The organism is Aeromonas sp. R2-1, assembly GCF_040908425.1.
Taxonomy (GTDB): Bacteria; Pseudomonadota; Gammaproteobacteria; order Enterobacterales; family Aeromonadaceae; genus Aeromonas; species Aeromonas caviae.
This window is the reverse complement of the sequence record NZ_JBFODR010000020.1, coordinates 35,399-58,595: the sequence shown is the minus strand read 5'-3', so window position 1 is coordinate 58,595 and position 23,197 is coordinate 35,399. Positions and strand designations below refer to the sequence as shown.

Below are 23,197 nucleotides of genomic sequence, written 5' to 3'. Positions count from 1 at the left end.
TGAATCGCCCCTACTTTCCTAGACACCTCAAGAGCCTCAAACTGAGGTCAATCAGGAGGTGTTATGAGCAAGCAGCAACGTTACACGGAAGAATTCAAACTGGCCGCCGTCAAGCAGGTGACTGAGCGCCATTACCCAGTGGCAGAGGTCGCTGAGCGACTTGGTGTTTCCAGCCACAGTCTTTACGCCTGGATCAGGCGCTACAGCCAGCCCGCCGTGCAGCAACAGCATGACTCCAGCCAGCAAGCCGAAATTCGGCGCCTCAAGGCTGAACTGCGCCGCGTCACCGATGAGCGAGATATCTTAAAAAAGGCCGCCGCGTACTTTGCCAAGCTGTCAGGGTAAGGTACGCCTTCATCCGGGTGCACGCGTCCACACATCCCATCCGCCGACTGTGTCGGATGATGAATGTCCACCCGAGCGGTTATTACGCCTGGCAGCACCAGCCTTTATCTGCCCGCGCACTTGAAGACCAACGCCTCCTGGGCCAGATCAAGCAATGTTGGCTAGAAAGCGGGGGCGTCTATGGCTATCGCAAGATCCGGGATGACCTGCGAGAGATGGGCGAGACCTGTGGGAAACACCGGGTGGCGCGATTAATGCGTCATGAAGGTTTGCGTTCACAAACCGGTTATCGTCGCCGTCCCGGTCATTATGGTGGCCGGCCAACGGTGGTTGCACCGAATCATCTTGAACGCCAGTTCGATGTGACTGAGCCAAATAAGGTCTGGGTAACGGACATCACTTATATTCGAACCCATGAAGGCTGGCTCTATCTGGCCGCGGTATTGGATTTGTTTTCACGACAAGTCATTGGTTGGTCAATGGGGCCACGGATCGACCGAGAGTTGGCCATCAGCGCGTTACTGATGGCAGTGTGGCGACGGCGACCCGAGCAGGAAGTGCTGGTTCATTCTGACCAAGGGAGCCAGTTTAGCAGCTATGACTGGCAGGATTTTTTGCGGGAGCACCGGCTCAAGGCCAGCATGAGCAGACGTGGCAATTGCCATGATAACGCGGTGGCGGAGAGTTTCTTCCAACTCCTCAAACGCGAGCGGATCCGACGTAAAACCTATGCAGATCGGGAGGAGGCCCGGCAGGATGTGTTCGATTACATTGAAATGTTTTACAACCCCAAGCGTCGGCACAGTTTCAACAATGGGCTATCGCCAGTAGAGTGTGAAAAGCAATATTTCGAACGGCTCAAAAGTGTCTAGAGAAGCCGGGGCGATTCAGTATGCTTTCCGGGCGGCGCTTCTCTATTAAAGGGATCCGGGCTAAGTTGTGGATTGGCAAAGACAACCACGCTTTCGAAGGGGAAAGAACATGCTGATTAGGAATGTGCGTCTGGCGGGCAGGGAAGGGATGTGGCAAATCCTCTGTCAGGGAGGCGTGATCCGGGCCATTGAGCCCATGAGCACTCAGCTGCTCTCTGCCCGCGAGCTTGATGGTGAGCAAGGCCTTGTCATCCCCCCCTTTATCGAACCGCACATTCACCTCGATACCACCCAGACGGCTGGCGAGCCGAGTTGGAACCTCTCCGGTACCCTGTTCGAGGGGATCGAGCGTTGGGCCGAGCGCAAGGCGCTGCTGACCCATGAGGATGTGAAACAACGCGCCATCCAGACACTGAAATGGCAGATTGCCAACGGCATCCAGTTCGTGCGGACTCACGTGGATGTTTCCGACCCCAATCTGGTCGCCTTGAAGGCGATGCTGGAGGTGCGGGAGGAGATGAAGGAGTGGGTGGAGCTGCAGATCGTCGCTTTTCCGCAGGAGGGGATCCTCTCCTACCCCAACGGCAAGGCATTGCTGGAAGAGGCTCTCAAGCTGGGGGCCGACGTGATCGGTGCCATCCCCCATTTCGAGTTTACCCGGGAGTACGGGGTCGAAAGTCTGCACTACGTCTTCGATCTTGCGGAGAAATATCAGGTTCTGGTGGATGTGCATTGCGACGAAATCGATGACGAACAGTCCCGTTTTATCGAGACGCTGGCAACCCTGGCCTACGAGCGCGGTATTGGCCATCGGGTGACCGCCAGTCATACCACAGCCATGCACTCCTACAACGGTGCCTATGCGTCGCGGCTGTTCAGGCTGCTGAAGATGGCGGACATCAACTTCGTGGCCAATCCGCTGGTGAACATTCACCTGCAGGGGCGCTTCGACAGCTATCCCAAGCGCCGTGGCATCACCCGGGTGAAGGAGATGCTGGAGGCGAACATCAACGTCTGCTTCGGCCACGACGACGTGTTCGATCCCTGGTATCCCATGGGCACGGCCAACATGTTGCAGGTGCTGCACATGGGGCTGCATGTCTGCCAGATCATGGGCTACGAACAGATCAACGACAGTCTCAAGCTGATCGGCAGCCACAGCGCCCGCACCCTGAACGTGCAGGATCGCTACGGCATCGAGGTGGGCAAGCCCGCCAACCTGCTGATCCTTCCTGCAGAGAATGGTTTCGATGCGGTGCGCCGCCAGGTGCCGGTACGTTATTCCATCCGTCATGGCAGAGTCATCGCCGATACTCGCCCGGCCGAGACGACCCTCCATCTTGTGAATCCAGAACCGGTAGACTTTCGCCGCTAGGGTCTTGCCGGGTCGATTAATTGCCCGGCTGTCCCCTGCTGTCGAGATTTTGCATAATGCCAACCTGACACTCTTGGAGCCTGCTTGATGCAAACCTGGTTATTTGTCGCTGCCGGAGGCGCCTTCGGTGCCTGCCTGCGTTTTGGCATCGCCGAGCTGATGGCCTGGCTGCTGGGACGCCACTTTCCCTATGGCACCCTGGTGGTCAACGTGGTGGGTTCCTTCATCATGGGGATTGCTTATGCCCTGATCAGCCATGGTCACGTGGTGGAACACCCGATGAAGCCATTGCTGATGGTGGGTATCCTCGGTGCCCTGACCACCTTCTCCTCCTTTGCCCTCGACACAGTCGTGCTGGCCCAGCAAGGGGCCTATCTGAAGGCGCTGCTCAATATCGGTCTCAATCTGTTCCTCTGTCTGGCCATGGTCGTGCTGGGGATGCAGTTGGTCGCAAGCCGGGTTTGAGGTGTCCGCACGCCATCGGCTCTGGTAAACTGGCGGCCATTCTTTGCTCTATGGGTATTTGAGGGATGTCGGAACAGACTACTACTACGCATTTTGGCTATAAAACCGTGGCAGCGACCGAGAAGGAAACCCTGGTCGCCGGTGTCTTTCATTCGGTAGCGGCCAAGTATGATCTGATGAACGATCTGATGTCGTTCGGCATCCATCGCCTCTGGAAGCGCTTTACCATCGACTGCTCCGGTGTCCGCAAAGGACAGAAGGTGCTGGATCTGGCTGGCGGCACAGGGGATCTGACCGCCAAGTTCTCCCGCATCGTGGGTGAGACCGGCCAGGTGGTCCTGGCGGACATCAACGACTCCATGCTGAAAGTGGGCCGCGACAAACTGCGTAACCTGGGGGTGGCCAACAACGTCTCCTATGTGCAGGCCAATGCCGAGGCGCTCCCGTTCCCTGACAACCATTTCGACGTCATCACCATCGGCTTCGGCCTGCGCAACGTCACCGACAAGGACAAGGCGCTCGCCTCCATGTTCCGGGTGCTCAAGCCGGGTGGCCGCCTGCTGGTGCTGGAGTTCTCCAAGCCGGTGAGCGAAGTGATCGCCAAGCTTTATGATCTCTACTCCTTCAAATTGCTGCCAAAAATGGGCGAAATCGTCGCGAACGACAGCGAAAGTTACAAATACCTGGCGGAATCCATCCGCATGCACCCGGATCAGCAGACCCTGGCAGGCATGATGGAGAATGTCGGGTTCGAACAGGTCGAGTTTTACAACCTGACCCAGGGCGTGGTCGCCCTGCACCGCGGTTACAAGTTTTAAGGTCGCCTATGCCGATGGATGCCATGGTCACCGCGGTGATCGAAACCAGCCTCAACCAGTTGCTGGCCTTGGACAAACAGAGCCCGGAGCGGTTGCGCAAGCTGACGGGCAAGGTACTCAAACTGGAGCTGCGCGAGCTCAAGCCGCTCTGGTTTGTCTTCTCGGAGCGCCGTCTGGATGTGCTGGCCAGGTTTGAAGGGGAGGCGGATGCGGTGCTGAGCCTCTCCCTGACCGCCCTCGGCCTGCTCAAAGAGCCTTCCGCCCTGACCCGCTACATCCGCGAGGAGAAGCTGGACCTGAGCGGTGACCCCCAGCTGGTGCAGGCATTCAGCGCCCTGCTTGGCGAGCTCGATATCGACTGGGAAGAGGAGCTGTCCCGCTACACCGGCGATGTGGTGGCCCACACCCTGTGCAGTGGTGCCCGTCAGGCTCGCCGTTTTGTGGGGCGAGAGTTGTGCCGTTCCCAGCGTCAAGTGGCTGAGTATTTGACCGAGGAGGCGAGGCTTGCCCCGGGTCCGCTGGAAGTGGCGAGCTTCAATGACGATGTCGAAGAGCTGGCCCAACAGATGAAGGCGATCGAGTTGCGGCTTGCCCGCCTCGAACAGCAGGTGAGCTGATGACCCCAAAGGAGTTCAAACGCCTCTATCGCATCGTCAGCATCCTGCTGGAACAGGGCATCGACGAGCTGGTGCCCGCCCGTTATCAGCCCTGGCCTGGCCGTCTGGCCCGTCGCAGTCTGTTCTGGCTCAAGAACAAGCAACAAGGCATGAGCCGTGGCGCCCGCATTCGCCTCGCCTTCGAGGCCCTCGGTCCCATCTTCATCAAGTTCGGCCAGATGCTCTCGACCCGCCGAGACCTGCTGCCCCCTGACATTGCCGAAGAGCTGGCCCTGCTGCAGGACAGGGTGCCTCCCTTCTGTGGTCAGGCCGCCCGTCGCCAGATAGAAGAGAGCCTGGGTTGCCCCGTCGAGACTCTGTTCGATGACTTCGACGAGACGCCGCTGGCATCCGCCTCCATCGCCCAGGTGCACACCGCCCGGTTGAAGGAGAACGGCCGCGAGATCGTCATCAAGGTGATCCGTCCCGATATCGAGCCGGTCATTGAGGCCGACCTGCGCCTGATGCAGGCCCTAGCCCGTCTGGTGGCCCGTTTCGTGCCCCAGAGCGGACGACTGCGCCCCGTCGAGGTGGTGGAGGAGTATCGCAAGACCATACTCGACGAGCTCAACCTGATGCGCGAAGCGGCCAACGCCATCCAGTTGCGCCGCAACTTCACCGGTTCCGAGGCGCTCTATGTGCCCGAGGTGTTCACGGACCATTGCCGTGAGCAGGTGCTGGTGATGGAGCGGATCTACGGCATTCCGGTCTCCGACATTGCCGCGCTGGAAGCCAACGGCACCAACATGAAGCTGCTGGCCGAGCGCGGAGTGGAGGTGTTCTTCACCCAGGTGTTCCGCGACAGCTTCTTCCACGCCGACATGCACCCGGGCAACATCTTCGTCTCTTTCGAACACCCCGAGAATCCGCTCTGGATCGGCATCGACTGCGGCATCGTCGGCACCCTCAACCGGGAAGACAAGCGCTACCTGGCGGAGAACTTCCTCGCCTTCTTCAACCGCGACTACCGCCGTGTGGCCGAGCTGCACGTGGAGTCCGGCTGGGTGCCACCCGATACCAAGGTGGACGAGTTCGAGTTCGCCATCCGCACCGTGCTGGAGCCCATCTTCGAGAAACCGCTCTCCGAGATCTCCTTCGGCCATGTGCTGCTCAATCTGTTCAACACCGCCCGTCGCTTCAACATGCAGGTGCAGCCGCAGCTGGTGCTGCTGCAAAAGACCCTGCTCTATGTGGAAGGGCTGGGTCGCCAGCTCTATCCCCAGCTGGATTTATGGCAGACCGCCAAGCCCTATCTGGAAAACTGGATGCACGAGCAGGTCGGCCCCAAGGCGGTGTGGAATGCCATCAAGGAGAAGGCGCCGTTCTGGGCGGAGAAACTGCCGGAGCTGCCGGAGCTGGTCTACGAGACCCTGCGTCAGGCCCGCCATCAGCAGCACCACTTCGACCAGATGTTTGCCGATTTCCGTCGCCACAGTCGCCGTCAGGGGCAGGCTCGCTACCTCTTAGGGGTTGGAGCCAGCCTGCTGCTCGCGGGTGTATTCTTGCTGACCCAGAAACAACACATTGAGTGGGGACAAATCAGCCTCGCCGGCGCCGGGTTATGCTGGCTGCTGGGTTGGTTGCGAACCCGTTCCCATTAAATAACCTGCGCCATCGGGCGCCTATCCGGAGAGAAAGTCATGGGTGGTATCAGTATTTGGCAGTTGTTGATCATCGCAGTCATCGTCGTGCTGTTGTTTGGCACCAAAAAATTGCGCGGTATCGGTGGCGATCTGGGCGCGGCGGTCAAGGGGTTCAAGAAGGCGCTCTCCGATGAGTCGGCCGACACCAAACCCGAGCAGAAAGATGCCGAGTTCCCGACCAAGCAGTTGAACGAGACGGCCAGCAACGCCGAAGCCGCCAAGCAGAAAGACAAAGATCAGGCCTAAGCCATGTTCGACATCGGTTTTTGGGAACTGGTCGTCATCGGCGTCGTCGCCCTGGTGGTGCTGGGTCCCGAGCGGTTGCCGGTCGCGATCCGCACCGCCAGCCACTGGATAAGGCTGATCCGCAGCACCGCCAACTCGGTCAAGGCCGAGCTGGAGCAGGAGCTCAAGTTGCAGGATCTGCACAACGACCTGAAGAAGGCCGAACGGTTGCAGATGAACAACCTGAGCCCCGAGCTGCAGGAGTCCATCGAGCAGTTGAAAGCGGCCGCCCAGTCGGTGAATCGTCCCTATCAGGGGGAGAACGAGATCCGCCCGCCTCGGGAGCCCGCCCAGGCTGAGCCAGCCACTCCGGTGGCTGCCTCGGTGCCCGCGACCCCAGAGGTGCCACCGGTCAACAGCCAGCGAGAGAGCGAGCCTGTGCCCGCCAGCGAGTCCGCAGCCAAAGGGGAGGTGAAGCCATGAGTCAGGCAGAACAACCCCTCATCAGCCATCTGGTGGAGCTGAGAACCCGTCTGCTGCGCGCGATCTCCGCCATCCTGCTGGTGTTCATCGCGCTCATCTACTTCTCCAACAACATCTACGACTTCGTGGCCCAGCCGCTGCTCAGCCAGTTGCCGGCAGGCACCAGCATGATAGCGACGGATGTGGCGACGCCCTTCATCACGCCCATCAAGCTGACCCTGGTGGTCTCCTTCTTCGTGGCGATCCCCTATCTGCTCTATCAGGCCTGGGCTTTCATCGCACCCGGTCTGTACCAGCACGAACGGCGGCTGATCCTGCCTCTGGTGGCCTCCAGCGCCGTGCTGTTCTACGCGGGGATGGCGTTCGCCTACTACGTGGTGTTCCCCCTGGTGTTCGGCTTCTTCACCAGTACCGCCCCCGCCGGGGTGACGGTGGCGACTGACATCGCCAGCTACCTGGACTTCGTGCTGACCCTGTTCTTCGCGTTCGGGGTGGCGTTCGAGATCCCGGTGGCCACCATACTGCTCTGCTGGACCGGGGTGACCACCCCCAGGAGCCTGAAGGAGAAGCGCCCCTACGTCATCGTCGGGGTCTTCGTGGTCGGTATGTTGCTGACGCCGCCCGATGTCTTCTCCCAGACCCTGCTCGCGATCCCCATGTGGGGCCTGTGGGAGATAGGTCTGTTCTTCGCCCGCTTTTACGTGAAGAAAGAGGACGAGGAGCAGCAACAAACGGAAGAGGGGAGCTGAGGCTCCCTTCCTCTTTTCATGCATCCGTTCGAGGCGTATGGTAAGGCCCCATCGAGTAGATGGTTTTCAAATGCCTGATATGCACCTCGTTTGCCCGGAACCCCTGACTCCATGATCGACATCGGTTTGAACCTGACCAGCAGCCAGTTCGCAGGCGAACAGGCCGACCTGGTGGAACGCGCGCGCGCCGCCGGGGTGGAAGCCCTGATCCTGACCGGCACCGATCTGGCCGGCAGCCGCGAGAGCGCCGCATTGGCCGCCCGCTGGCCCGGTTACTGCTTCTCCACCGCCGGGGTCCATCCCCACGATGCCAAAAGCGTCGATGAGGCGACCCTGCCCGCCCTGCGCGAACTGGCGGCCCTGCCCCAGGTGGTGGCCATCGGCGAATGCGGTCTCGACTACAACCGGGACTTCTCCCCCCGTCCGGTGCAGGACGCGGTGTTTGACGCCCAGCTTGCGCTCGCCGCCGAGCTCGGGATGCCGGTGTTTCTGCACTGCCGCGATGCCCATGACAAATTCGTCGAGATCCTGCGCCCCTGGTTGCCCCGCCTGCCGGGGGCCGTGCTGCACTGCTTCACCGGCTCCGACACCGAGCTGGACGAGTGCCTGGCGCTGGGGCTGCATATCGGGGTGACCGGCTGGCTCTGTGACGAGCGCCGTGGCCAGCTGCTGCGCGAGCAGGTGGCCCGCATTCCAGCGGGTCGCCTGATGATAGAGACGGACGCCCCCTACCTGGTGCCGCGGGATCTGAAACCCAGGCCCAGACGCAACGAACCCGCTTTTTTGCCGCACATCGCCCAGGTGGTGGCGGCCTGCCGTGGTGAAGCGCCCGAGGCCTTGCTGGCCCATACCCGGGCCACCTCCGCCGCATTCTTCCAACTTCCGCTTTTGGAGTGATTCATGGCCACAACTCTTCCGGGGGCCTTCCCGGGCCGTCGCCTGCGCCGGGTGCGCAAACATGACTTCAGCCGCCGCCTGGTGCGCGAAAACGTACTGACCGTCGACGATCTCATCTATCCCGTGTTCGTGCTGGAGGGGGAGGGTCAGCGAGAGGCCGTTGCCTCCATGCCGGGGGTGGACAGACTCTCCATCGATCTGCTGCTCGAAGAGGCCGCCGAACTGGTGGCCCTGGGTGTGCCGGCGGTGGCCCTGTTCCCGGTGACGCCGCTGGAGAGAAAGAGTCTGATGGCGGAAGAGGCCTACAACCCGGATGCCCTGGCCCAGCGGGCGACCCGTGCCCTCAAGGCGCGCTTCCCGGAGCTCGGGGTCATCACCGATGTGGCGCTCGACCCCTTCACCACCCATGGCCAGGACGGCATCATCGATGACGAAGGCTATGTGCAGAACGACATCACCACCGAGATCCTGGTGAAGCAGGCGCTCTCCCATGCCGCCGCCGGGGCCGACATGGTGGCCCCGTCCGACATGATGGACGGCCGCATCGGTGCCATCCGCGCGGCGCTGGAGGAGAACGGCTTCGTCAACGTGCAGATCATGGCCTACTCCGCCAAGTACGCCTCCCACTACTACGGCCCGTTCCGCGATGCGGTGGGCTCCGCCGCCAACCTCGGCAAGAGCAACAAGGCCACCTACCAGATGGACCCGGCCAACGGCAACGAAGCCCTGCACGAGGTGGCCCTCGACATCGCCGAAGGGGCGGACAGCGTCATGGTCAAGCCGGGCATGCCCTACCTGGACATCATCCGCCGGGTGAAGGATCAGTTCGGCGTGCCGACCTTCGCCTATCAGGTGAGCGGCGAGTACGCCATGCACATGGCGGCGATCCAGAACGGCTGGCTCAAGGAGAAGGAGTGCGTGATGGAATCCCTGCTCTGCTTCAAGCGGGCCGGGGCCGATGGCATCCTCACCTACTTCGCCAAGCGGGTCGCCCAGTGGTTGAAAGAGGACGCCCGACGCTGAGGCGGGGAGTGTCCATGCCCTCACAATGCCGGCCCTCGGGCCGGCATTGTCGTCTCTGGCAGATGAAGTGCTGGTTTTATGAACAAAATGCCTGAAAAAGTGGGCAACAAGCCCGTCTCTTGGCGGCAAAGGCTTGATAAATGGGGTTTCTGCCTACATCTTAGATGGTCCAAGCAGGCTTCTGGACGGCAGGGGCTGCAGAGCATTTAGAGGTACCGCAGATGACTAACCCTTTGCTGACAATGGACTCGCTGCCTCCCTTCAGCCAGATCCAGCCCGATCAGGTGCAACCTGCCGTGACGCAGGCCATCGCCGATTGCAAACAGAAGATTGAGGACGTGCTGGCCCAGAAGGAGCCTCACACCTGGGACAGCCTGATCGCCCCGCTGGAAGAGGTCAACGACCGCCTCTCCCGGATCTGGTCCCCCATCAGCCACCTCAACGCCGTGCAGAACAGCGAGGCGCTGCGAGCGGCTCACGATGCCTGCCTGCCGCTGCTGTCCGAATTCCAGACCTATGTCGGTCAGCATGAAGGGCTCTATCAAGCCTATCTGGCCCTCTCCGAGAGCGATGACTTCCCCCGGCTGGATGATGCCCAGCGCAAGGAAATCCTGAACACCCTGCGCGATTTCCGCCTCTCCGGCATCGGTCTGCCTGCCGAGGCGCAGCAGCGTTACGGCGAGATCCAGGCCCGCCTCTCGGAGCTCGCCTCCCGTTTCAGCAACAACGTGCTGGACGCGACCCAGGGCTGGCACAAGCTGGTGACCGACGAGGCCGAGCTGGCCGGTCTGCCCGCGAGCGCCCAGGCTGCCGCGCGCCAGATGGCTGAACTCAAGGGCAAGGAGGGGTGGCTGTTCACCCTGGACATCCCCTCCTACCTGCCGGTGATGATGTACGCCGACAGCCGCGCCCTGCGTGCCGAGCTGTATGAGGCCTTCACCACCCGCGCCTCCGACCAGGGCCCCAACGCCGGCAAGTGGGACAACTCCGCCATCATGACCGAGTTGCTCACCCTGCGCCGGGAGCTGGCCCGACTGCTGGGCTTTGCCAACTATGCCGAGCTCTCCCTCGCGACCAAGATGGCGGACAAGCCGGAGCAGGTGGTGGACTTCCTCACCGACCTGGCTGCCAAGTCCCTGCCCCAAGGCAAGGCGGAGCTGGAGGAGATCCGCGCCTTTGCCGCCGAGCAGCACGGTCAGGACGAACTGGCGGCCTGGGATCTTGCCTATTACGCAGAAAAGCTCAAACAGCACAAGTTTTCGGTCTCTGATGAGCAGTTGCGTCCTTATTTCCCCGCCGGTCGGGTCGTGAAGGGGCTGTTCGAGGTGGTCAAGCGGGTGTTCGGCATGAAGGTGCGCGAGCGTCTCGGCATCGACACCTGGCACCCGGACGTGCGCTTCTACGACATCTTTGACGCCGATGACGAGCTGCGCGGCAGCTTCTACCTGGATCTCTATGCCCGCGAGCACAAGCAGGGCGGCGCCTGGATGGATGTCTGCCTGGGTCGCCGCTACCGTCAGGACGGCTCCCTGCAAAAGCCGGTGGCCTACCTGACCTGCAACTTCAACGGCCCGGTGGACGGCAAACCGGCCCTGTTCACCCACAACGAAGTGGTCACCCTGTTCCATGAGTTCGGCCACGGCATTCACCACATGCTGACCCGCATCGATGTGGCCGGCGTGGCCGGCATCAACGGCGTGGCCTGGGATGCGGTGGAGCTGCCGAGCCAGTTCCTCGAGAACTGGTGCTGGGAATCCGAGGCGCTGGCCTTCATCTCCGGCCATTACGAGACCGGGGAGCCGCTGCCCGCCGATCTGCTGGAGAAGATGCTGACCGCCCGCAACTTCCAGGCGGCGATGCAGATGCTGCGCCAGCTGGAGTTCGCCCTGTTCGACTTCCGTCTGCACCAGACCTTTGACCCGGCCAGAGCGGATCAGATCCCTGCGCTGCTGGATGAGGTGCGCAGCCAGGTCGCCGTGATGACGCCTCCGGCGTTCAACCGCTTCCAGCACAGCTTCTCCCACATCTTCGCGGGCGGCTACGCGGCGGGCTACTACAGCTACAAATGGGCCGAGGTACTCTCTGCCGACGCCTTCTCCCGCTTCGAGGAGGAGGGGATCTTCAACCCGGCCACGGGCCACTCCTTCCTGAAGAACATTCTGGAAAAGGGCGGCTCCAGGGAGCCGATGGAGCTGTTCCGTGCCTTCCGTGGCCGGGAGCCCCAGGTGGATGCGCTGCTGCGTCACAGCGGTATCGCCGCGTGAGGCCCGCCGCCACAGTGAGCCTCGATTGGATGAGCTGCCGCGCCACTGCGGGAGCTTCAAGCAGGTACACATTTGCGGCATAGTGGGATCGAAACGTGATTTTTGATAGAAAAAGGGACCTTTTGGTCCCTTTTTCCAAGCCTTTTTAATATCTTGCGGAGTGCATGTTTGCACTGTCCCCGCCTCTTCAGTAGAGTCGGGTTCTACCTTCCAGGGAGAGAAAGAACCTTGCCATGAGGCGAGCACTCGAGTCTGTCTATCAAATCATCTCCAGCCTGTCTCATTCGAGTGGTCAGGGATATTTTGATGCCTTTGTGAGTGAAATCGCCAACGCGGTGGGGGCTGACTTCGTCCTGGTGTCCGGCAAGGATCAGGCGGGTCTGTTCTTTACCGTGCATGCCGCCTATCCCGCCTCCCTCGACATCAACGCCTACAGCTTCCCCCTCGCCGACACTCCGGGGGAGATCGCCATGCAACAGGGTGAAGCCTGGTTCAGCGATCGCACCCGTCAGCTGTTCCCCCACGCTGCCGTGCTGGAGCGCTGCGAGGTGAGAGCCTATGCCGGCGTCGCGCTCAAGAACGCCGAGGGAGAGACCATCGGCCTGTGCAGCGTCATGTTCAAGCGGGCCATGCCGAGAATGGAGAAGATAGTGGGCCTGCTGCGTCTGCTGGCCCCGCTCGCCGGTCGTGAACTGGCGCTGATGTATCAGCAGCGCCAGAGCCAGGAGCAGCCGGCGCAACCGGAACATCACCACTTCCTGGACACCATGATGTCCCATGCGCCCGTGGGCATCGGCAAGGTGGATCTGGGCGGCAAGATCCTCTGGGCGAACCCGGCCATCGAGAAGATGCTCGGCTACAGCCAGGAGGAGCTGCAACAGCTCACCGTCGCCGAAATCAACCATCCGGACGACTGGCAGACCAGCATTGCGCTCTACGACGCCCTCAAGCGGGGAGAGCGTCCCGCGTTTACTCAGGAGAAGCGTTATCTCCATCGGGATGGGACCGTCCTGTGGGGACGGGTGACGGTGACCCTGATCCGCAACGAGCAGATGCACCCCGACTATCTCATGGTGGTGCTGGAGAACATCGATCCCATCAGGCGCCATGCGGAGCAGCTCAAGCTCTCCCACCGGGTCTATGACAACCTATCCGAAGCCATTCTGGTGTGCGATGCCGACAGTCGCATCATCTCGGTCAATCCGGCCTTCGAGAAGATCACCGGTTACAGCGAGGAGGAAGCGTGCGGCCAGCGGCCCAGCATGCTCAAGTCCGGACTGCACGATCAGACCTTCTATGCGGACATGTACCACGCCCTGGAGCGGGTGGGGATCTGGCGTGGGGAGGTGTGGAACAAGCGCAAGAACGGCAAGCTCTATCCCCAGCAGCTGATGATCAGCGCCGTGCGGGAAGGGGGCAAGATCAGTCAGTACATCGCCATCTTCAGCGATCTTTCCCAGACCAAGCTGGCGGAGCAGAAGATCGCCGCCCAGGCCAACTACGACAACCTCACCGGCCTGCCCAACCGCTGGCTGTTCGGTCGCTGTCTGGCCCGCTTCTGCGAGCGGGGGGAGCGCTTCGCCCTCATGGTGCTCGACCTCAACAACTTCAAGGCGGTCAACAACAGCATGGATCACCATGTGGGCGACGCCCTGCTGCGGGAGGTATCGGATCGGCTGGTGAGCCGGGTGCGCACCGAGGACCTGGTGGCCCGCATCGGCGGCGACGAGTTTGCCTTCCTGGTGCCCGGCATCGTCAACCGCCGTCAGGCCGAGGTGTTTGCCAAGCAGGTGATCGGCGGCTTTGCCCGTCCCTTCATGCTGGCCAACCAGCACCTCTATGTGACCGCCACCCTGGGGATCACCCTCTGTCCCAATGACGGCGGCGACAGCGACGAGCTCTTGCGCAATGCCGAGCAGGCCCTGTTCGTCGCCAAGCGCCAGGGACGTCCCCTCGGCACCTACAACGCCTCCATGCGGGAAGAGGTGAGCCAGCGCCACCAGATGCAGCACGATCTGGCGGAGGCCATCAAGCTGGGCCAGCTGACCATGGCCTACCAGCCCATCTGGGACAACCGCAGCGGCCGGGTCGCCAAGCTGGAGGCCCTGGTGCGCTGGTATCACCCCCACTGGGGTCAGGTCTCACCGGCGGATTTCATCCCGCTGGCGGAAGAGGCGGGGCTCATCCAGGGGCTGGGTGCCCTGGTGCTGTGGCAGTCTTGCCGGGATCTGGCCAGATTGCAGCAGTCCGGCTTCCCGGATCTGCAGATGTCCATCAACCGCTCCACCCTGGAGTTCCAGACCATAGACCCGGAGGCCAACGAGTGGCTCAGGGTGATCCGCCACTTCGAGCTGGATCCGGCGGACATCATCATCGAGATCACCGAATCCCTGCTGATGGAGACCAGCGATCAGCACAGGGTGCGGATCGATGCCCTGCGCGAGGCGGGCTGCAAGTTGGCCATCGACGACTTCGGCACCGGCTATTCGGCACTGAACTACCTGCGTACCTTCCCGGTGGATCTGGTGAAGATCGATCGCTCCTTCGTGCGCCATATTCCCTTCAACGAGCAGGACCGTCTGCTGCTCGACGGCATCATCAACATCGTGCACAACCTCGGCATGCAGGTGGTGATCGAAGGGGTGGAGACCCGGGAGCAGCTCAATTTCCTCTGCCAGAAGGGGTGCGCCTTCACCCAGGGGTATCTGCTCAGCCGCCCGCTGCCCTTCGACGATCTGACCGAGTACCTGAGTCTCAACCGTCAGGGCATGAACCTGGCGAATCTGACCACGGTGAGCTGACCCCCCGCTTCTGCTATCATGCCGGCTTCTGCGCCGTGATGAGTCCATGTTATGCCCCATATTCAGGTTTTCAGTGAAGTGCCCGCCCGCGATGGCGAGCTCGACGCCCTGCGCCAGCGCCTTGCCGACGTGGCGTTTCCCGCTCCCTTCGCCCTGGTGCTGACCGCATCGCGGTTGGAGCTGCGCAAGCTGGACGAGCCCAAGCTGGGGGCCGTCTATGTGGACTTCGTGGAAGGGGCGGTGGCCCACAGGCGCAAGTTCGGTGGCGGGCGCGGCCAGTCCATCGCCAAGGCGGTGGGATTGAAGTCGGGAGCCATGCCGACCGTGGTGGATGCCACCGCCGGGCTCGGGCGCGATGCCTTCGTGCTCGCCTCCCTCGGCTGCAAGGTGACCCTGATCGAACGCAGCCCCGTGGTGGCGGCCCTGCTCCAGGACGGTCTGACCCGGGCGGGGCAGGATCCCGAGATAGGCCCCTGGGTGCGCGAGCGGATGCAACTGCTGCAAGGCCCGGCGGTAGAGACCCTGCTGGCGCTGACCGAGCGGCCGGAGGTCATCTACCTGGATCCCATGTTCCCCCACAAGCAGAAGTCGGCGCTGGTGAAAAAAGAGATGCGGGTGTTCCAGTCCCTAGTGGGGGCGGATCTCGACGCGGATGCCCTGCTGCCGGCTGCGCTCAGGATGGCTGACAAGCGGGTGGTGGTGAAGCGGCCCGACTATGCGGGCTGGCTCAACGAGCACAAGCCCAGCATGGCCATCGAGACCAAGAGCAACCGCTTCGACGTCTATGTGATGGCGGCGCTGGCAAGTTGAGTGGCGACTGGCAGGGAGTCTGAGCGTCAAACGAAGAGGGCCAACCTGATCAGGTTGGCCCTTTTGCTATTCATTGGCTGCGGGGTGGGGCGAAGTGGATCCGCTTTTCTTCCCCTTGCCAGACGAGTTCCAGGGTCGCCAGGTCCGCCAGGCTGAGGCGCTCAGCGCGCTCCAGCAGCAGATACTCCACTCCGTCGCTGGCTTCTATGGTGCGGATCCTGTCCGCCCAGGTTCGTCCATCCCGGTCGGTGATCGTGACGGGCAGCTGCCAGCTGGCGGCAATCTCCAGCCAGTCGTACAGGTCACAGCTGACGGGTTGGTAATCGGCCATGGGGTGTGCGGCTCAGGCTTCCAGCAGCCGGGTGGACCAGCCCATCTTCTGCTGGCGCTCCACCTCGAGGCGCAGCTCGCTGGCGCGCAGGTAGTGCTCGTCCAGCCACCCCTTGGGCAGGGTCAGGGTCAGGGCATCTTCATCGGCTTGCAGCATGAACCTGGGCACAGTGCCCTGGGTCCGGCGCATGCAGAGGATGAGGGAGATGCGCAGGATGCGAGCCAGCCGGATCGCCTGGCGACCGGTGACGGCGCCCTGTTTCTCCAGCGGCTCCAGCTTGAATTCATCCCGCTGGTTGAACAGCAGGGCCGACAGCAGCTTCTTCTGCGCGGGGGTGAAGCCCGGCATGTCGATGTTGTCGATGATGTAGGCGGCGTGCTGCGGCGCCTTCTTGTACTCGATGCACAGACCGATTTCGTGCAGCAGGGCCGCGTAGCGCAGGATCGGGCGACCGTAGCGCTTGGAGAGGCGCCAGGCCGGCTGCAACTGGGTGAACGCTTCGATGGCGGTGTCGCGGACCCGCTCGGCGTGCTCCTTGTCGAGCTGGTAGCGGCTGATCAGGCTGTCGGCGGTGCGATCCCGGGCATCACAATCATGGTTGTTGCCGAGCAGGCCGTAGATGAGCCCTTCACGCAGGGCACCACCCGCCAGGGTCATGCTCTCGATGTCGAGGGTCTCGAAGATGGCGATCAGGATGGCGAGACCGGAGGGGAACACAGTCAGCCGTTCGGCCGCCAGTCCTTCGAGCTGCAACTTATCGAGTCTGCCGCAGGCGATGGCCTGACCCATCAGCTCTTGCAACTTGGGCAGGGTGACCCGCTCGCTCTTGCCCTGGGCCAGCATGATCTCCTGCAGCGCCTGGACGGTGCCGGAGGCGCCGACGCAGGTGCGCCAGCCGAGGACGCGGTAGTCCGCAGCCACTTTCTCCAGTACCGCCTTGGCGGCGGCAATGGCCTGGTTGAAGCGGGCCTCGGAGAGCTCGCCATCACCGAAGTGGTTGTTGAGCCAGGTGACGCAGCCCATGTGCAGGCTGTTGAGCAGCTTGGCTTCGCTCTGCTCGCCGATCACCAGCTCGGTGCTGGCGCCGCCGATGTCGATCACCAGCCGGTTGCCTTCCCCTGCCGACGTCCAGGAGACACCTTCATAGATGGTCTTGGCTTCTTCCTCACCCGAGATGATCTCGATGCTGTGGTTGAGCACCCGTTCCGCTTCGCTGATGAATTCGTCGACGTTGGTGGCCAGGCGCAGGGTGGCGGTGCCCACTACCCGGATGTTGTCGGACGGGATGTCCTGCAACTGCTCGGAGAAGAGGCGCAGACAATCCCAGCCCCGCTCCATGGCGGCACGGTTGAGGCGAAAATCGGCATCGAGGCCCGCGGCGAGGCGTACCTTGCGCTTGACCTTGGTGACGGTGCGCAGGGCACCGGCGACCTCGCGCACCACCAGCATGTGAAAGCTGTTGGAGCCGAGGTCGATGGCGGCATAGAGAGGCGAGTTGTGCAACTTGGCCGATCCCTCAGTTCTTGCGGGGGGGACGACGACGGTTGTTGCTGTTGCCACCGCCCTGGCGATCCCGCATGTTGCGGTTCACCGGCTGGCGGTTGCGGAACACCCGTTTTGGCGCGGTGACGTCATCCAGCAGCGCCTCGCGGTCATACTTGCTGACCGGGATGGGGTGGTGGATGTACTCCTCGATGGCCGGCAGGTTGAAGGCATAGTCTTCACAGGCCAGGCTGATGGAGTGACCGCTTCTGCCGGCGCGGCCGGTACGACCGATGCGGTGGACATAGTCTTCGGCATCATCGGGCAGGTCGTAGTTGAAGACGTGGGTCACGTCGGGGATGTGCAGACCACGGGCGGCCACGTCGGTGGCGACCAGGATATCCAGGGTACCCTTGGTGAACTCTTCCAGGATCTTCATCCGCTTCTTCTGCGGCACGTCGCCGGTCAGCAGGCCGACGCGGTGGCCGTCGTTCTCCAGCCAGGCGTGAACGTCTTCACAGACGTGCTTGGTGTTGGCGAAGACGATGGCTTTCTCGGGCCACTCCTCTTCCATCAGGGAGAGCAGCAGCAACATCTTGTCTTCGTTGGAGGGGTAGAAGAGCTCCTCCTTGATCCGCACGCCGGTCATCTGTTCCGGTTCGACCTGTACATGTTCCGGGTGGTTCATGTGTTCATAGGCCAGCTCCTGCACCCGCAGGGAGAGGGTGGCGGAGAACAGCATGCTCAGACGCTCGGTAGCGGGGGGCATGCGGCGGAACAGGAAACGGATGTCCTTGATGAAGCCCAGATCGAACATGCGATCCGCTTCGTCCAGAACCACGACCTGGATGTTGCCGAGATCGATGACCTTGGACTTGAAGTAGTCGATGATGCGACCCGTGGTGCCGATCAGGATGTCGACGCCCTGTTCCAGCACGGCCAGCTGCTTGTCGTAGCCTTCGCCACCATAGGCGAGACCGAGCTTGAGCCCGGTGGAGGCGGACATGCTCTCTGCATCGTTATAGATCTGGACGGCCAGCTCCCGGGTCGGGGCCATGATGATGGCGCGGGGCTGGTTGACGAGGCGCGGCCTGGTCAGCGGATGGGTCAGCAAATAGTTGAATGTCGCCGCCAGGAAAGCCAGGGTTTTACCGGTCCCCGTCTGGGCCTGACCGGCGAGGTCATGACCTTCAACCAGCAGGGGCAGGGAGAGTGCCTGGATGGGCGTACAATAGTGAAATCCCTTTGATTCCAGACCAGCCAGAACTTCGGGTTCGAGGCCCATTTGGGCGAATTTTTCGGTCGTTAGATGTGTTTTGCTCATGGCGGTAGGTTATCAGGTTAGGCTTGCAATAATAAACAGGATCATTTCAAATAGGGCAACTATTGCCTTTGTTGAACCATCAATAAAGCCTTAATTACTGACTGGAGTTGGAGATGAGTGACAAGATTGTTCAGCTGAGCGATGCCAGCTTCGAGGCCGATGTAATCAACGCCGACAGCCCTGTTCTGGTCGATTTCTGGGCCGAATGGTGTGGACCGTGCAAGATGATTGCCCCGATCCTGAACGAAGTTGCTCAGGAATATGAAGGTCGCGTGACCGTGGCGAAATTGAACATCGATCATAACGCCGACACTCCGCCCAAGTACGGCATTCGTGGTATCCCGACCCTGCTGCTGTTCAAGAATGGTGAAGTGGCAGCGACCAAGGTCGGCGCCCTGTCCAAGACCCAACTGAAAGAGTTCCTGGACGGCAACCTGTAATAATCAAGAAGGAGCGCATTGCAATAATGCGCTCCTTGTGTTTTATCACCTAGACGCTCACCCTGATTGGTGCTAGTTTATCGCTCGTTTGCTAACCTTTTTGCCTGACTCTTTGCTTAACTACCAGCCTGGCAAGTCAAATCCGATCAGCATCAATCCAGCAGACTGTCTCCTCATTTCAATCCTTGCTTACAGACTTTCACCACTATGAATCTGACTGAACTTAAGAACACTCCTGTGTCCGAGCTGGTCCAGCTTGGCGAATCCATGGGGTTGGAAAATCTGGCTCGGGCGCACAAGAAAGACATTATCTTTGCAATCCTCAAGGCGCACGCCAAGGGCGGCGAGGATATCTTTGGCGACGGTGTGCTGGAAATCCTGACCGACGGTTTCGGTTTCCTGCGCAGTGCAGACGGCTCTTATCTCGCTGGTCCGGATGACATCTATGTCTCCCCGAGCCAGATCCGCCGCTTCAACCTGCGTACCGGCGATACTATTTCCGGCAAGATCCGGCCGCCGAAAGAGGGCGAGCGCTATTTCGCCCTGCTCAAGGTCAACGACGTCAACTACGACCGTCCGGAAAACTCCCGCAACAAGATCCTGTTTGAAAACCTCACTCCCCTGCACGCCAACGAGCGTCTGCGCATGGAGCGTGGCAACGGTTCCACCGAAGACATCACCGCCCGTGTACTGGATCTGGCATCCCCGATCGGCAAGGGCCAGCGCGGTCTCATCGTTGCACCGCCCAAGGCCGGTAAGACCATGCTGCTGCAGAACATCGCCCAGAGCATCGCCTACAACCACCCGGATTGTGAGCTGATCGTGCTGCTGATTGACGAGCGTCCGGAAGAAGTGACCGAGATGCAGCGGATGGTGAAGGGCGAAGTCATCGCCTCCACCTTCGACGAGCCGGCCTCCCGTCACGTCCAGGTCGCCGAAATGGTGATCGAGAAGGCCAAGCGTCTGGTCGAGCACAAGAAGGATGTGGTGATCCTGCTGGACTCCATCACCCGTCTGGCCCGCGCCTACAACACCGTCATCCCGTCTTCCGGCAAGGTGCTGACCGGTGGTGTGGACGCCAACGCCCTGCACCGCCCGAAACGTTTCTTCGGTGCGGCGCGCAACGTCGAAGAGGGCGGCAGCCTGACCATCATCGCCACCGCGCTGATCGATACCGGCTCCAAGATGGATGAAGTCATCTACGAAGAGTTCAAGGGTACCGGCAACATGGAACTGCACCTCTCGCGCAAGATTGCCGAGAAGCGCGTCTACCCGGCCATCGACATCACCCGCTCCGGCACCCGCAAGGAAGAGCTGCTGACCGCCCCGGACGAGCTGCAGAAGATGTGGATCCTGCGCAAGATCATTCACCCCATGGGCGAGATCGACAGCATCGAGTTCCTCATCGACAAGCTGGCTGCGACCAAGACCAACGACGAGTTCTTCGACTCCATGAAGCGTCAACAGAAGTAACAGTCTCTTCAATGACAAAACCGCGGCCCAGGTCGCGGTTTTTGTTTATCTATTTCACGGCTGGCTTAGTAGTATGAAGCCTCGATGTCACAAGGAAAGGGACGTCATGAAGCTGGTGTTGTTCATATGGATGGGTTGGTTGTGGCTGGCGGCCCCGGTGCATGCCGATTCCCCGCCGCAATTGCAGGCTCCCCTGGTGGCGGACGAGGGACTGGAGGGGCATCGGGCGTACCTGGACGGCCGCATGGCGCTCGGGCAGTTTGATGCCATGGACTCGTTGCTCGAGACCCTGTCGGTGGGGCAGCGGGAGTTCCTGTTGTTCCAGTTGCTGGGTGAGCTCAAGTCATCGGGCGCACCGAGCCCGGCGCTGCTGGCCTGGGTGCGGGCACAAGCGGCCAAGGCGCCACAATGGCTGGTGGAAGGGAAGGTGGACGGTTTCCTGGTGCAGCTACCCGCCTATGACTTCCCCGCCGAGGCCCGGCTGGTGCTGAGCCACTGGCAGCAGCTGGCCTGGCAGGACAACTATCGCCAGTTGCTGGAGCAGGATCGCTTCGACTTCAAGCAGGTCTACTACAGCCGCAATCCCGAGCTGGCACAGCAGCAGCAGGCCCTGCTGGCGGTGCTCGATCGGCAGCCGGTATCCGTGTTGCGCCGGGAGGCGCAGCGGCTTGCCGCCCTCAATCTCTTCCTGCCGGACAACCAGTTGCTGCTGCACTTCATCGAACAGACCGGGGAGACGGCACTCTACCTCAAGCTGTGGCGTCAGCCAGTGGATCACGACAGCCTGACTGCACTGCACACCATTTCCCGCTTTTATTCAGGGCAGGAGGCGAGCGATCTGCTGATCGCCGCCAGCCAGAACAGCCGCCTGATGGTCCCCGCCCTGCACCAGCTCAGCCGCCTCTCCCCCTTGCCGGACGGAGCCCAGCAGTTCCTCCTGGCCGAACTCGGCAAGCACCAGTATGGCGGGCTGGTGGCCGGCCTGTTGTTGCAGATGGACGAGCCCAGGCTCCTGGGTCAATTGGCAAACCGGCTGACGCTTCAGGAGCGGCGACACGCCTCGTCCGTCATGAGGTCCGATACGGGTACACCGGATACGCCGCCAGGGTTATAATGCGGGACCACCTGATCCCGCTGGGGTACTTGCATGAAATACAAGGACTTGCGTGATTTTATCGCGCAGTTGGAACAAAACGGACAGCTCAGGCGCATCAGTCGCGAGATAGACCCCTATCTGGAGATGACCGAGATCAGCGACCGCACCCTGCGGGCGGGCGGGCCTGCCCTGCTGTTTGAAAATCCCAAGGGCTACACCATGCCGGTGTTGACCAACCTGTTCGGCACGCCGGACCGGGTTGCCATGGGCATGGGCCAGCCCAACGTCAGCGCCCTGCGCCAGGTGGGGACCTGGCTCTCCTACCTGAAAGAGCCGGAGCCGCCTCGCGGGCTCAAGGAGCTGATGGAGAAGCTGCCCATTTTCAAGCAGGTGCTCAACATGCCGACCAAGCGGCTCTCTTCGGCCCCCTGTCAGCAGGTGGTGCTGGAAGGGGACGCGGTGGATCTGGATCAGATCCCCATCCAGCACTGCTGGCCCGGGGATGTGGCGCCCCTGGTCACCTGGGGTCTGACCATCACCCGCGGTCCCTACAAGAAGCGGCAGAACCTCGGCATCTATCGCCAGCAGAAAATCGGCAAGAACAAGCTGATCATGCGCTGGCTGGATCATCGGGGCGGCGCTATCGATTTTCGCGAGTGGCAGGAGGCCCACCCGGGCGAACGCTTCCCGGTGGCGGTGGCGCTGGGCGCCGATCCGGCGACCATCCTGGGCGCGGTGACGCCGGTCCCGGACAGCCTCTCCGAATACGCCTTTGCCGGTCTGCTGCGGGGCAGCCGTACCGAGGTGGTGAAGGCGCTGAGCTGCGATCTGGAAGTGCCAGCCAGCGCCGAGATCGTGCTGGAAGGCTATCTGGAGCCGGGGGAGATGGCCCCCGAAGGGCCTTACGGCGATCACACCGGCTACTACAACGAAGTGGACGAGTTCCCGGTCTTCACCATCACCCACATGACCATGCGCCGGGATGCCATCTACCACAGCACCTACACCGGCCGTCCGCCCGATGAGCCGGCGGTGCTCGGGGTGGCGCTCAACGAGGTGTTCGTGCCGCTGTTGCAGAAGCAGTTCCCCGAGATAGTGGATTTCTACCTGCCGCCGGAGGGGTGCTCCTACCGGATGGCGGTGGTGACCATCAAGAAGCGCTACCCCGGCCACGCCAAGCGGGTGATGCTGGGGGTCTGGTCCTTCCTGCGCCAGTTCATGTACACCAAGTTCGTGATCGTCTGCGATGACGACATCAACGCCCGGGACTGGAAGGACGTGATCTGGGCCATCACCACCCGGATGGATCCGGCCAGGGACACCACCCTGATCGAGCACACCCCCATCGACTACCTAGACTTCGCCTCGCCGGTCTCCGGGCTCGGCTCCAAGATGGGGCTGGATGCCACCAACAAGTGGCCGGGGGAGAGCAACCGGGAGTGGGGGCAGCCCATCGTCCAGGACGAGGCGGTAAAGCAGAAGATCGATGCCATCTGGGACGAGCTGAAGATCCTCGACTGAGGGATCCCCGATGCGGCGCGGCCATTGTGACGCAAAAGTGCGGTATTGCCGTGCCGAATTGGGTATGCTCGACGGACCTGACCACCAACTGGTCGCCATAAAAA

Annotated in this window: 21 protein-coding genes; 18 read left to right on the top strand and 3 right to left on the bottom strand. The window is 61.7% G+C overall.

Annotated features, from left to right (window positions below; translation table 11 throughout):
- The first annotated feature begins 63 nt into the window (after positions 1-63).
- The 14 genes from AB5Y80_RS05285 (at position 64) to AB5Y80_RS05220 (ending at position 15,426) form a co-directional block, all read left to right on the top strand.
- Positions 64-1,217, top strand: a protein-coding gene (locus AB5Y80_RS05285; RefSeq protein ID WP_139739419.1) for an IS3-like element ISAeca4 family transposase whose coding sequence is annotated in 2 segments (ribosomal slippage) — positions 64-301 and positions 301-1,217 — 1,155 coding nt in all. Because the reading frame shifts where the segments join, the coding sequence is not laid out codon by codon here.
- Between the two features lie 109 nt (positions 1,218-1,326).
- Positions 1,327-2,592: a cytosine deaminase gene (locus AB5Y80_RS05280; protein ID WP_368172599.1), complete on the top strand. Its 1,266-nt coding sequence runs from the start codon at positions 1,327-1,329 to the stop codon at positions 2,590-2,592.
- 87 nt (positions 2,593-2,679) lie between these two features.
- Positions 2,680-3,057, top strand: coding sequence for a fluoride efflux transporter CrcB (gene crcB, locus AB5Y80_RS05275; RefSeq protein WP_010672354.1), 378 nt, complete (start codon positions 2,680-2,682; stop codon positions 3,055-3,057).
- Positions 3,058-3,122: 65 nt separating this feature from the next.
- Positions 3,123-3,875: a bifunctional demethylmenaquinone methyltransferase/2-methoxy-6-polyprenyl-1,4-benzoquinol methylase UbiE gene (ubiE, locus tag AB5Y80_RS05270; RefSeq protein ID WP_039041078.1), complete on the top strand. Its 753-nt coding sequence runs from the start codon at positions 3,123-3,125 to the stop codon at positions 3,873-3,875.
- Positions 3,876-3,883: 8 nt separating this feature from the next.
- Complete coding sequence (locus AB5Y80_RS05265) at positions 3,884-4,492, top strand: SCP2 domain-containing protein (RefSeq protein ID WP_029313421.1); 609 nt, start codon at positions 3,884-3,886, stop codon at positions 4,490-4,492.
- The gene (gene ubiB, locus AB5Y80_RS05260) at positions 4,492-6,132 is read left to right on the top strand and encodes a ubiquinone biosynthesis regulatory protein kinase UbiB (RefSeq protein WP_010672357.1); all 1,641 of its coding nucleotides are present in this window, start codon (positions 4,492-4,494) and stop codon (positions 6,130-6,132) included. The genes AB5Y80_RS05265 and ubiB overlap by 1 nt, the downstream gene beginning before the upstream one ends.
- Positions 6,133-6,171: 39 nt before the next feature.
- Positions 6,172-6,420 (top strand): Sec-independent protein translocase subunit TatA, encoded by a 249-nt coding sequence (gene tatA / locus AB5Y80_RS05255; RefSeq protein ID WP_239052720.1) that lies wholly within the window; start codon positions 6,172-6,174, stop codon positions 6,418-6,420.
- Between the two features lie 3 nt (positions 6,421-6,423).
- The gene (gene tatB / locus AB5Y80_RS05250; RefSeq protein ID WP_010672359.1) at positions 6,424-6,882 is read left to right on the top strand and encodes a Sec-independent protein translocase protein TatB; all 459 of its coding nucleotides are present in this window, start codon (positions 6,424-6,426) and stop codon (positions 6,880-6,882) included.
- Complete coding sequence (gene tatC, locus AB5Y80_RS05245) at positions 6,879-7,631, top strand: twin-arginine translocase subunit TatC (RefSeq protein ID WP_010672360.1); 753 nt, start codon at positions 6,879-6,881, stop codon at positions 7,629-7,631. Before tatB ends, tatC begins: the two co-directional genes overlap by 4 nt.
- Before the next feature lie 111 nt (positions 7,632-7,742).
- Complete coding sequence (locus AB5Y80_RS05240) at positions 7,743-8,528, top strand: TatD family hydrolase (protein ID WP_368172598.1); 786 nt, start codon at positions 7,743-7,745, stop codon at positions 8,526-8,528.
- A 3-nt stretch (positions 8,529-8,531) separates the two neighbouring features.
- Positions 8,532-9,551: a porphobilinogen synthase gene (hemB, locus tag AB5Y80_RS05235; RefSeq protein WP_039041081.1), complete on the top strand. Its 1,020-nt coding sequence runs from the start codon at positions 8,532-8,534 to the stop codon at positions 9,549-9,551.
- 221 nt (positions 9,552-9,772) lie between these two features.
- Positions 9,773-11,815 carry an oligopeptidase A gene (gene prlC / locus AB5Y80_RS05230; RefSeq protein WP_182935036.1) on the top strand — a complete coding sequence of 681 codons (2,043 nt, stop codon included), beginning with the start codon at positions 9,773-9,775 and terminating at the stop codon, positions 11,813-11,815.
- Positions 11,816-12,048: 233 nt separating this feature from the next.
- Entirely contained in the window at positions 12,049-14,616 is a 2,568-nt protein-coding gene (locus tag AB5Y80_RS05225; RefSeq protein WP_039041083.1) for a bifunctional diguanylate cyclase/phosphodiesterase, read from the top strand.
- Between the two features lie 60 nt (positions 14,617-14,676).
- Positions 14,677-15,426, top strand: coding sequence for a class I SAM-dependent methyltransferase (locus AB5Y80_RS05220; RefSeq protein WP_104453203.1), 750 nt, complete (start codon positions 14,677-14,679; stop codon positions 15,424-15,426).
- 70 nt (positions 15,427-15,496) lie between these two features.
- Here AB5Y80_RS05220 and AB5Y80_RS05215 read toward each other — a convergent pair whose 3' ends face one another.
- From AB5Y80_RS05215 to rhlB, 3 genes are read right to left on the bottom strand one after another with little or no spacing between them, the layout of a single operon-like run.
- Complete coding sequence (locus tag AB5Y80_RS05215; protein ID WP_041214156.1) at positions 15,497-15,757, bottom strand: Rho-binding antiterminator; 261 nt, start codon at positions 15,755-15,757, stop codon at positions 15,497-15,499.
- A gap of 12 nt (positions 15,758-15,769) precedes the next feature.
- Entirely contained in the window at positions 15,770-17,260 is a 1,491-nt protein-coding gene (gppA, locus tag AB5Y80_RS05210; protein WP_042017418.1) for a guanosine-5'-triphosphate,3'-diphosphate diphosphatase, read from the bottom strand.
- A 13-nt stretch (positions 17,261-17,273) separates the two neighbouring features.
- On the bottom strand, positions 17,274-18,563 hold the full coding sequence (rhlB, locus tag AB5Y80_RS05205) for an ATP-dependent RNA helicase RhlB (protein WP_029313424.1): 1,290 nt from the start codon (positions 18,561-18,563) through the stop codon (positions 17,274-17,276).
- 113 nt (positions 18,564-18,676) lie between these two features.
- Here rhlB and trxA point away from each other — a divergent pair, with 113 nt between their 5' ends.
- From trxA to ubiD, 4 genes are all read left to right on the top strand, one after another.
- Positions 18,677-19,003 (top strand): thioredoxin TrxA, encoded by a 327-nt coding sequence (gene trxA / locus AB5Y80_RS05200; RefSeq protein WP_010672369.1) that lies wholly within the window; start codon positions 18,677-18,679, stop codon positions 19,001-19,003.
- 207 nt (positions 19,004-19,210) lie between these two features.
- Positions 19,211-20,476, top strand: a complete 1,266-nt coding sequence (rho, locus tag AB5Y80_RS05195; RefSeq protein ID WP_010672370.1) for a transcription termination factor Rho — start codon at positions 19,211-19,213, stop codon at positions 20,474-20,476.
- A 106-nt stretch (positions 20,477-20,582) separates the two neighbouring features.
- On the top strand, positions 20,583-21,590 hold the full coding sequence (locus tag AB5Y80_RS05190; protein ID WP_010672371.1) for a hypothetical protein: 1,008 nt from the start codon (positions 20,583-20,585) through the stop codon (positions 21,588-21,590).
- A 33-nt stretch (positions 21,591-21,623) separates the two neighbouring features.
- On the top strand, positions 21,624-23,093 hold the full coding sequence (ubiD, locus tag AB5Y80_RS05185; RefSeq protein ID WP_010672372.1) for a 4-hydroxy-3-polyprenylbenzoate decarboxylase: 1,470 nt from the start codon (positions 21,624-21,626) through the stop codon (positions 23,091-23,093).
- The last annotated feature ends 104 nt before the right edge of the window (positions 23,094-23,197 follow it).

Bases quoted from the DNA above. Each gene is read 5' to 3' on its own strand.
- ubiD (WP_010672372.1), top strand. From the start codon at position 21,624: ATGAAATACAAGGACTTGCGTGATTTTATCGCGCAGTTGGAACAAAAC.
- AB5Y80_RS05280 (WP_368172599.1), top strand. From the start codon at position 1,327: ATGCTGATTAGGAATGTGCGTCTGGCGGGCAGGGAAGGGATGTGGCAA.
- ubiB (WP_010672357.1), top strand. From the start codon at position 4,492: ATGACCCCAAAGGAGTTCAAACGCCTCTATCGCATCGTCAGCATCCTG.
- trxA (WP_010672369.1), top strand. From the start codon at position 18,677: ATGAGTGACAAGATTGTTCAGCTGAGCGATGCCAGCTTCGAGGCCGAT.
- ubiE (WP_039041078.1), top strand. From the start codon at position 3,123: ATGTCGGAACAGACTACTACTACGCATTTTGGCTATAAAACCGTGGCA.
- tatA (WP_239052720.1), top strand. From the start codon at position 6,172: ATGGGTGGTATCAGTATTTGGCAGTTGTTGATCATCGCAGTCATCGTC.
- rhlB (WP_029313424.1), bottom strand. From the start codon at position 18,563: ATGAGCAAAACACATCTAACGACCGAAAAATTCGCCCAAATGGGCCTC.
- AB5Y80_RS05190 (WP_010672371.1), top strand. From the start codon at position 20,583: ATGAAGCTGGTGTTGTTCATATGGATGGGTTGGTTGTGGCTGGCGGCC.
- prlC (WP_182935036.1), top strand. From the start codon at position 9,773: ATGACTAACCCTTTGCTGACAATGGACTCGCTGCCTCCCTTCAGCCAG.
- AB5Y80_RS05265 (WP_029313421.1), top strand. From the start codon at position 3,884: ATGCCGATGGATGCCATGGTCACCGCGGTGATCGAAACCAGCCTCAAC.
- tatB (WP_010672359.1), top strand. From the start codon at position 6,424: ATGTTCGACATCGGTTTTTGGGAACTGGTCGTCATCGGCGTCGTCGCC.
- crcB (WP_010672354.1), top strand. From the start codon at position 2,680: ATGCAAACCTGGTTATTTGTCGCTGCCGGAGGCGCCTTCGGTGCCTGC.
- tatC (WP_010672360.1), top strand. From the start codon at position 6,879: ATGAGTCAGGCAGAACAACCCCTCATCAGCCATCTGGTGGAGCTGAGA.
- hemB (WP_039041081.1), top strand. From the start codon at position 8,532: ATGGCCACAACTCTTCCGGGGGCCTTCCCGGGCCGTCGCCTGCGCCGG.
- AB5Y80_RS05225 (WP_039041083.1), top strand. From the start codon at position 12,049: ATGAGGCGAGCACTCGAGTCTGTCTATCAAATCATCTCCAGCCTGTCT.
- AB5Y80_RS05215 (WP_041214156.1), bottom strand. From the start codon at position 15,757: ATGGCCGATTACCAACCCGTCAGCTGTGACCTGTACGACTGGCTGGAG.
- AB5Y80_RS05240 (WP_368172598.1), top strand. From the start codon at position 7,743: ATGATCGACATCGGTTTGAACCTGACCAGCAGCCAGTTCGCAGGCGAA.
- rho (WP_010672370.1), top strand. From the start codon at position 19,211: ATGAATCTGACTGAACTTAAGAACACTCCTGTGTCCGAGCTGGTCCAG.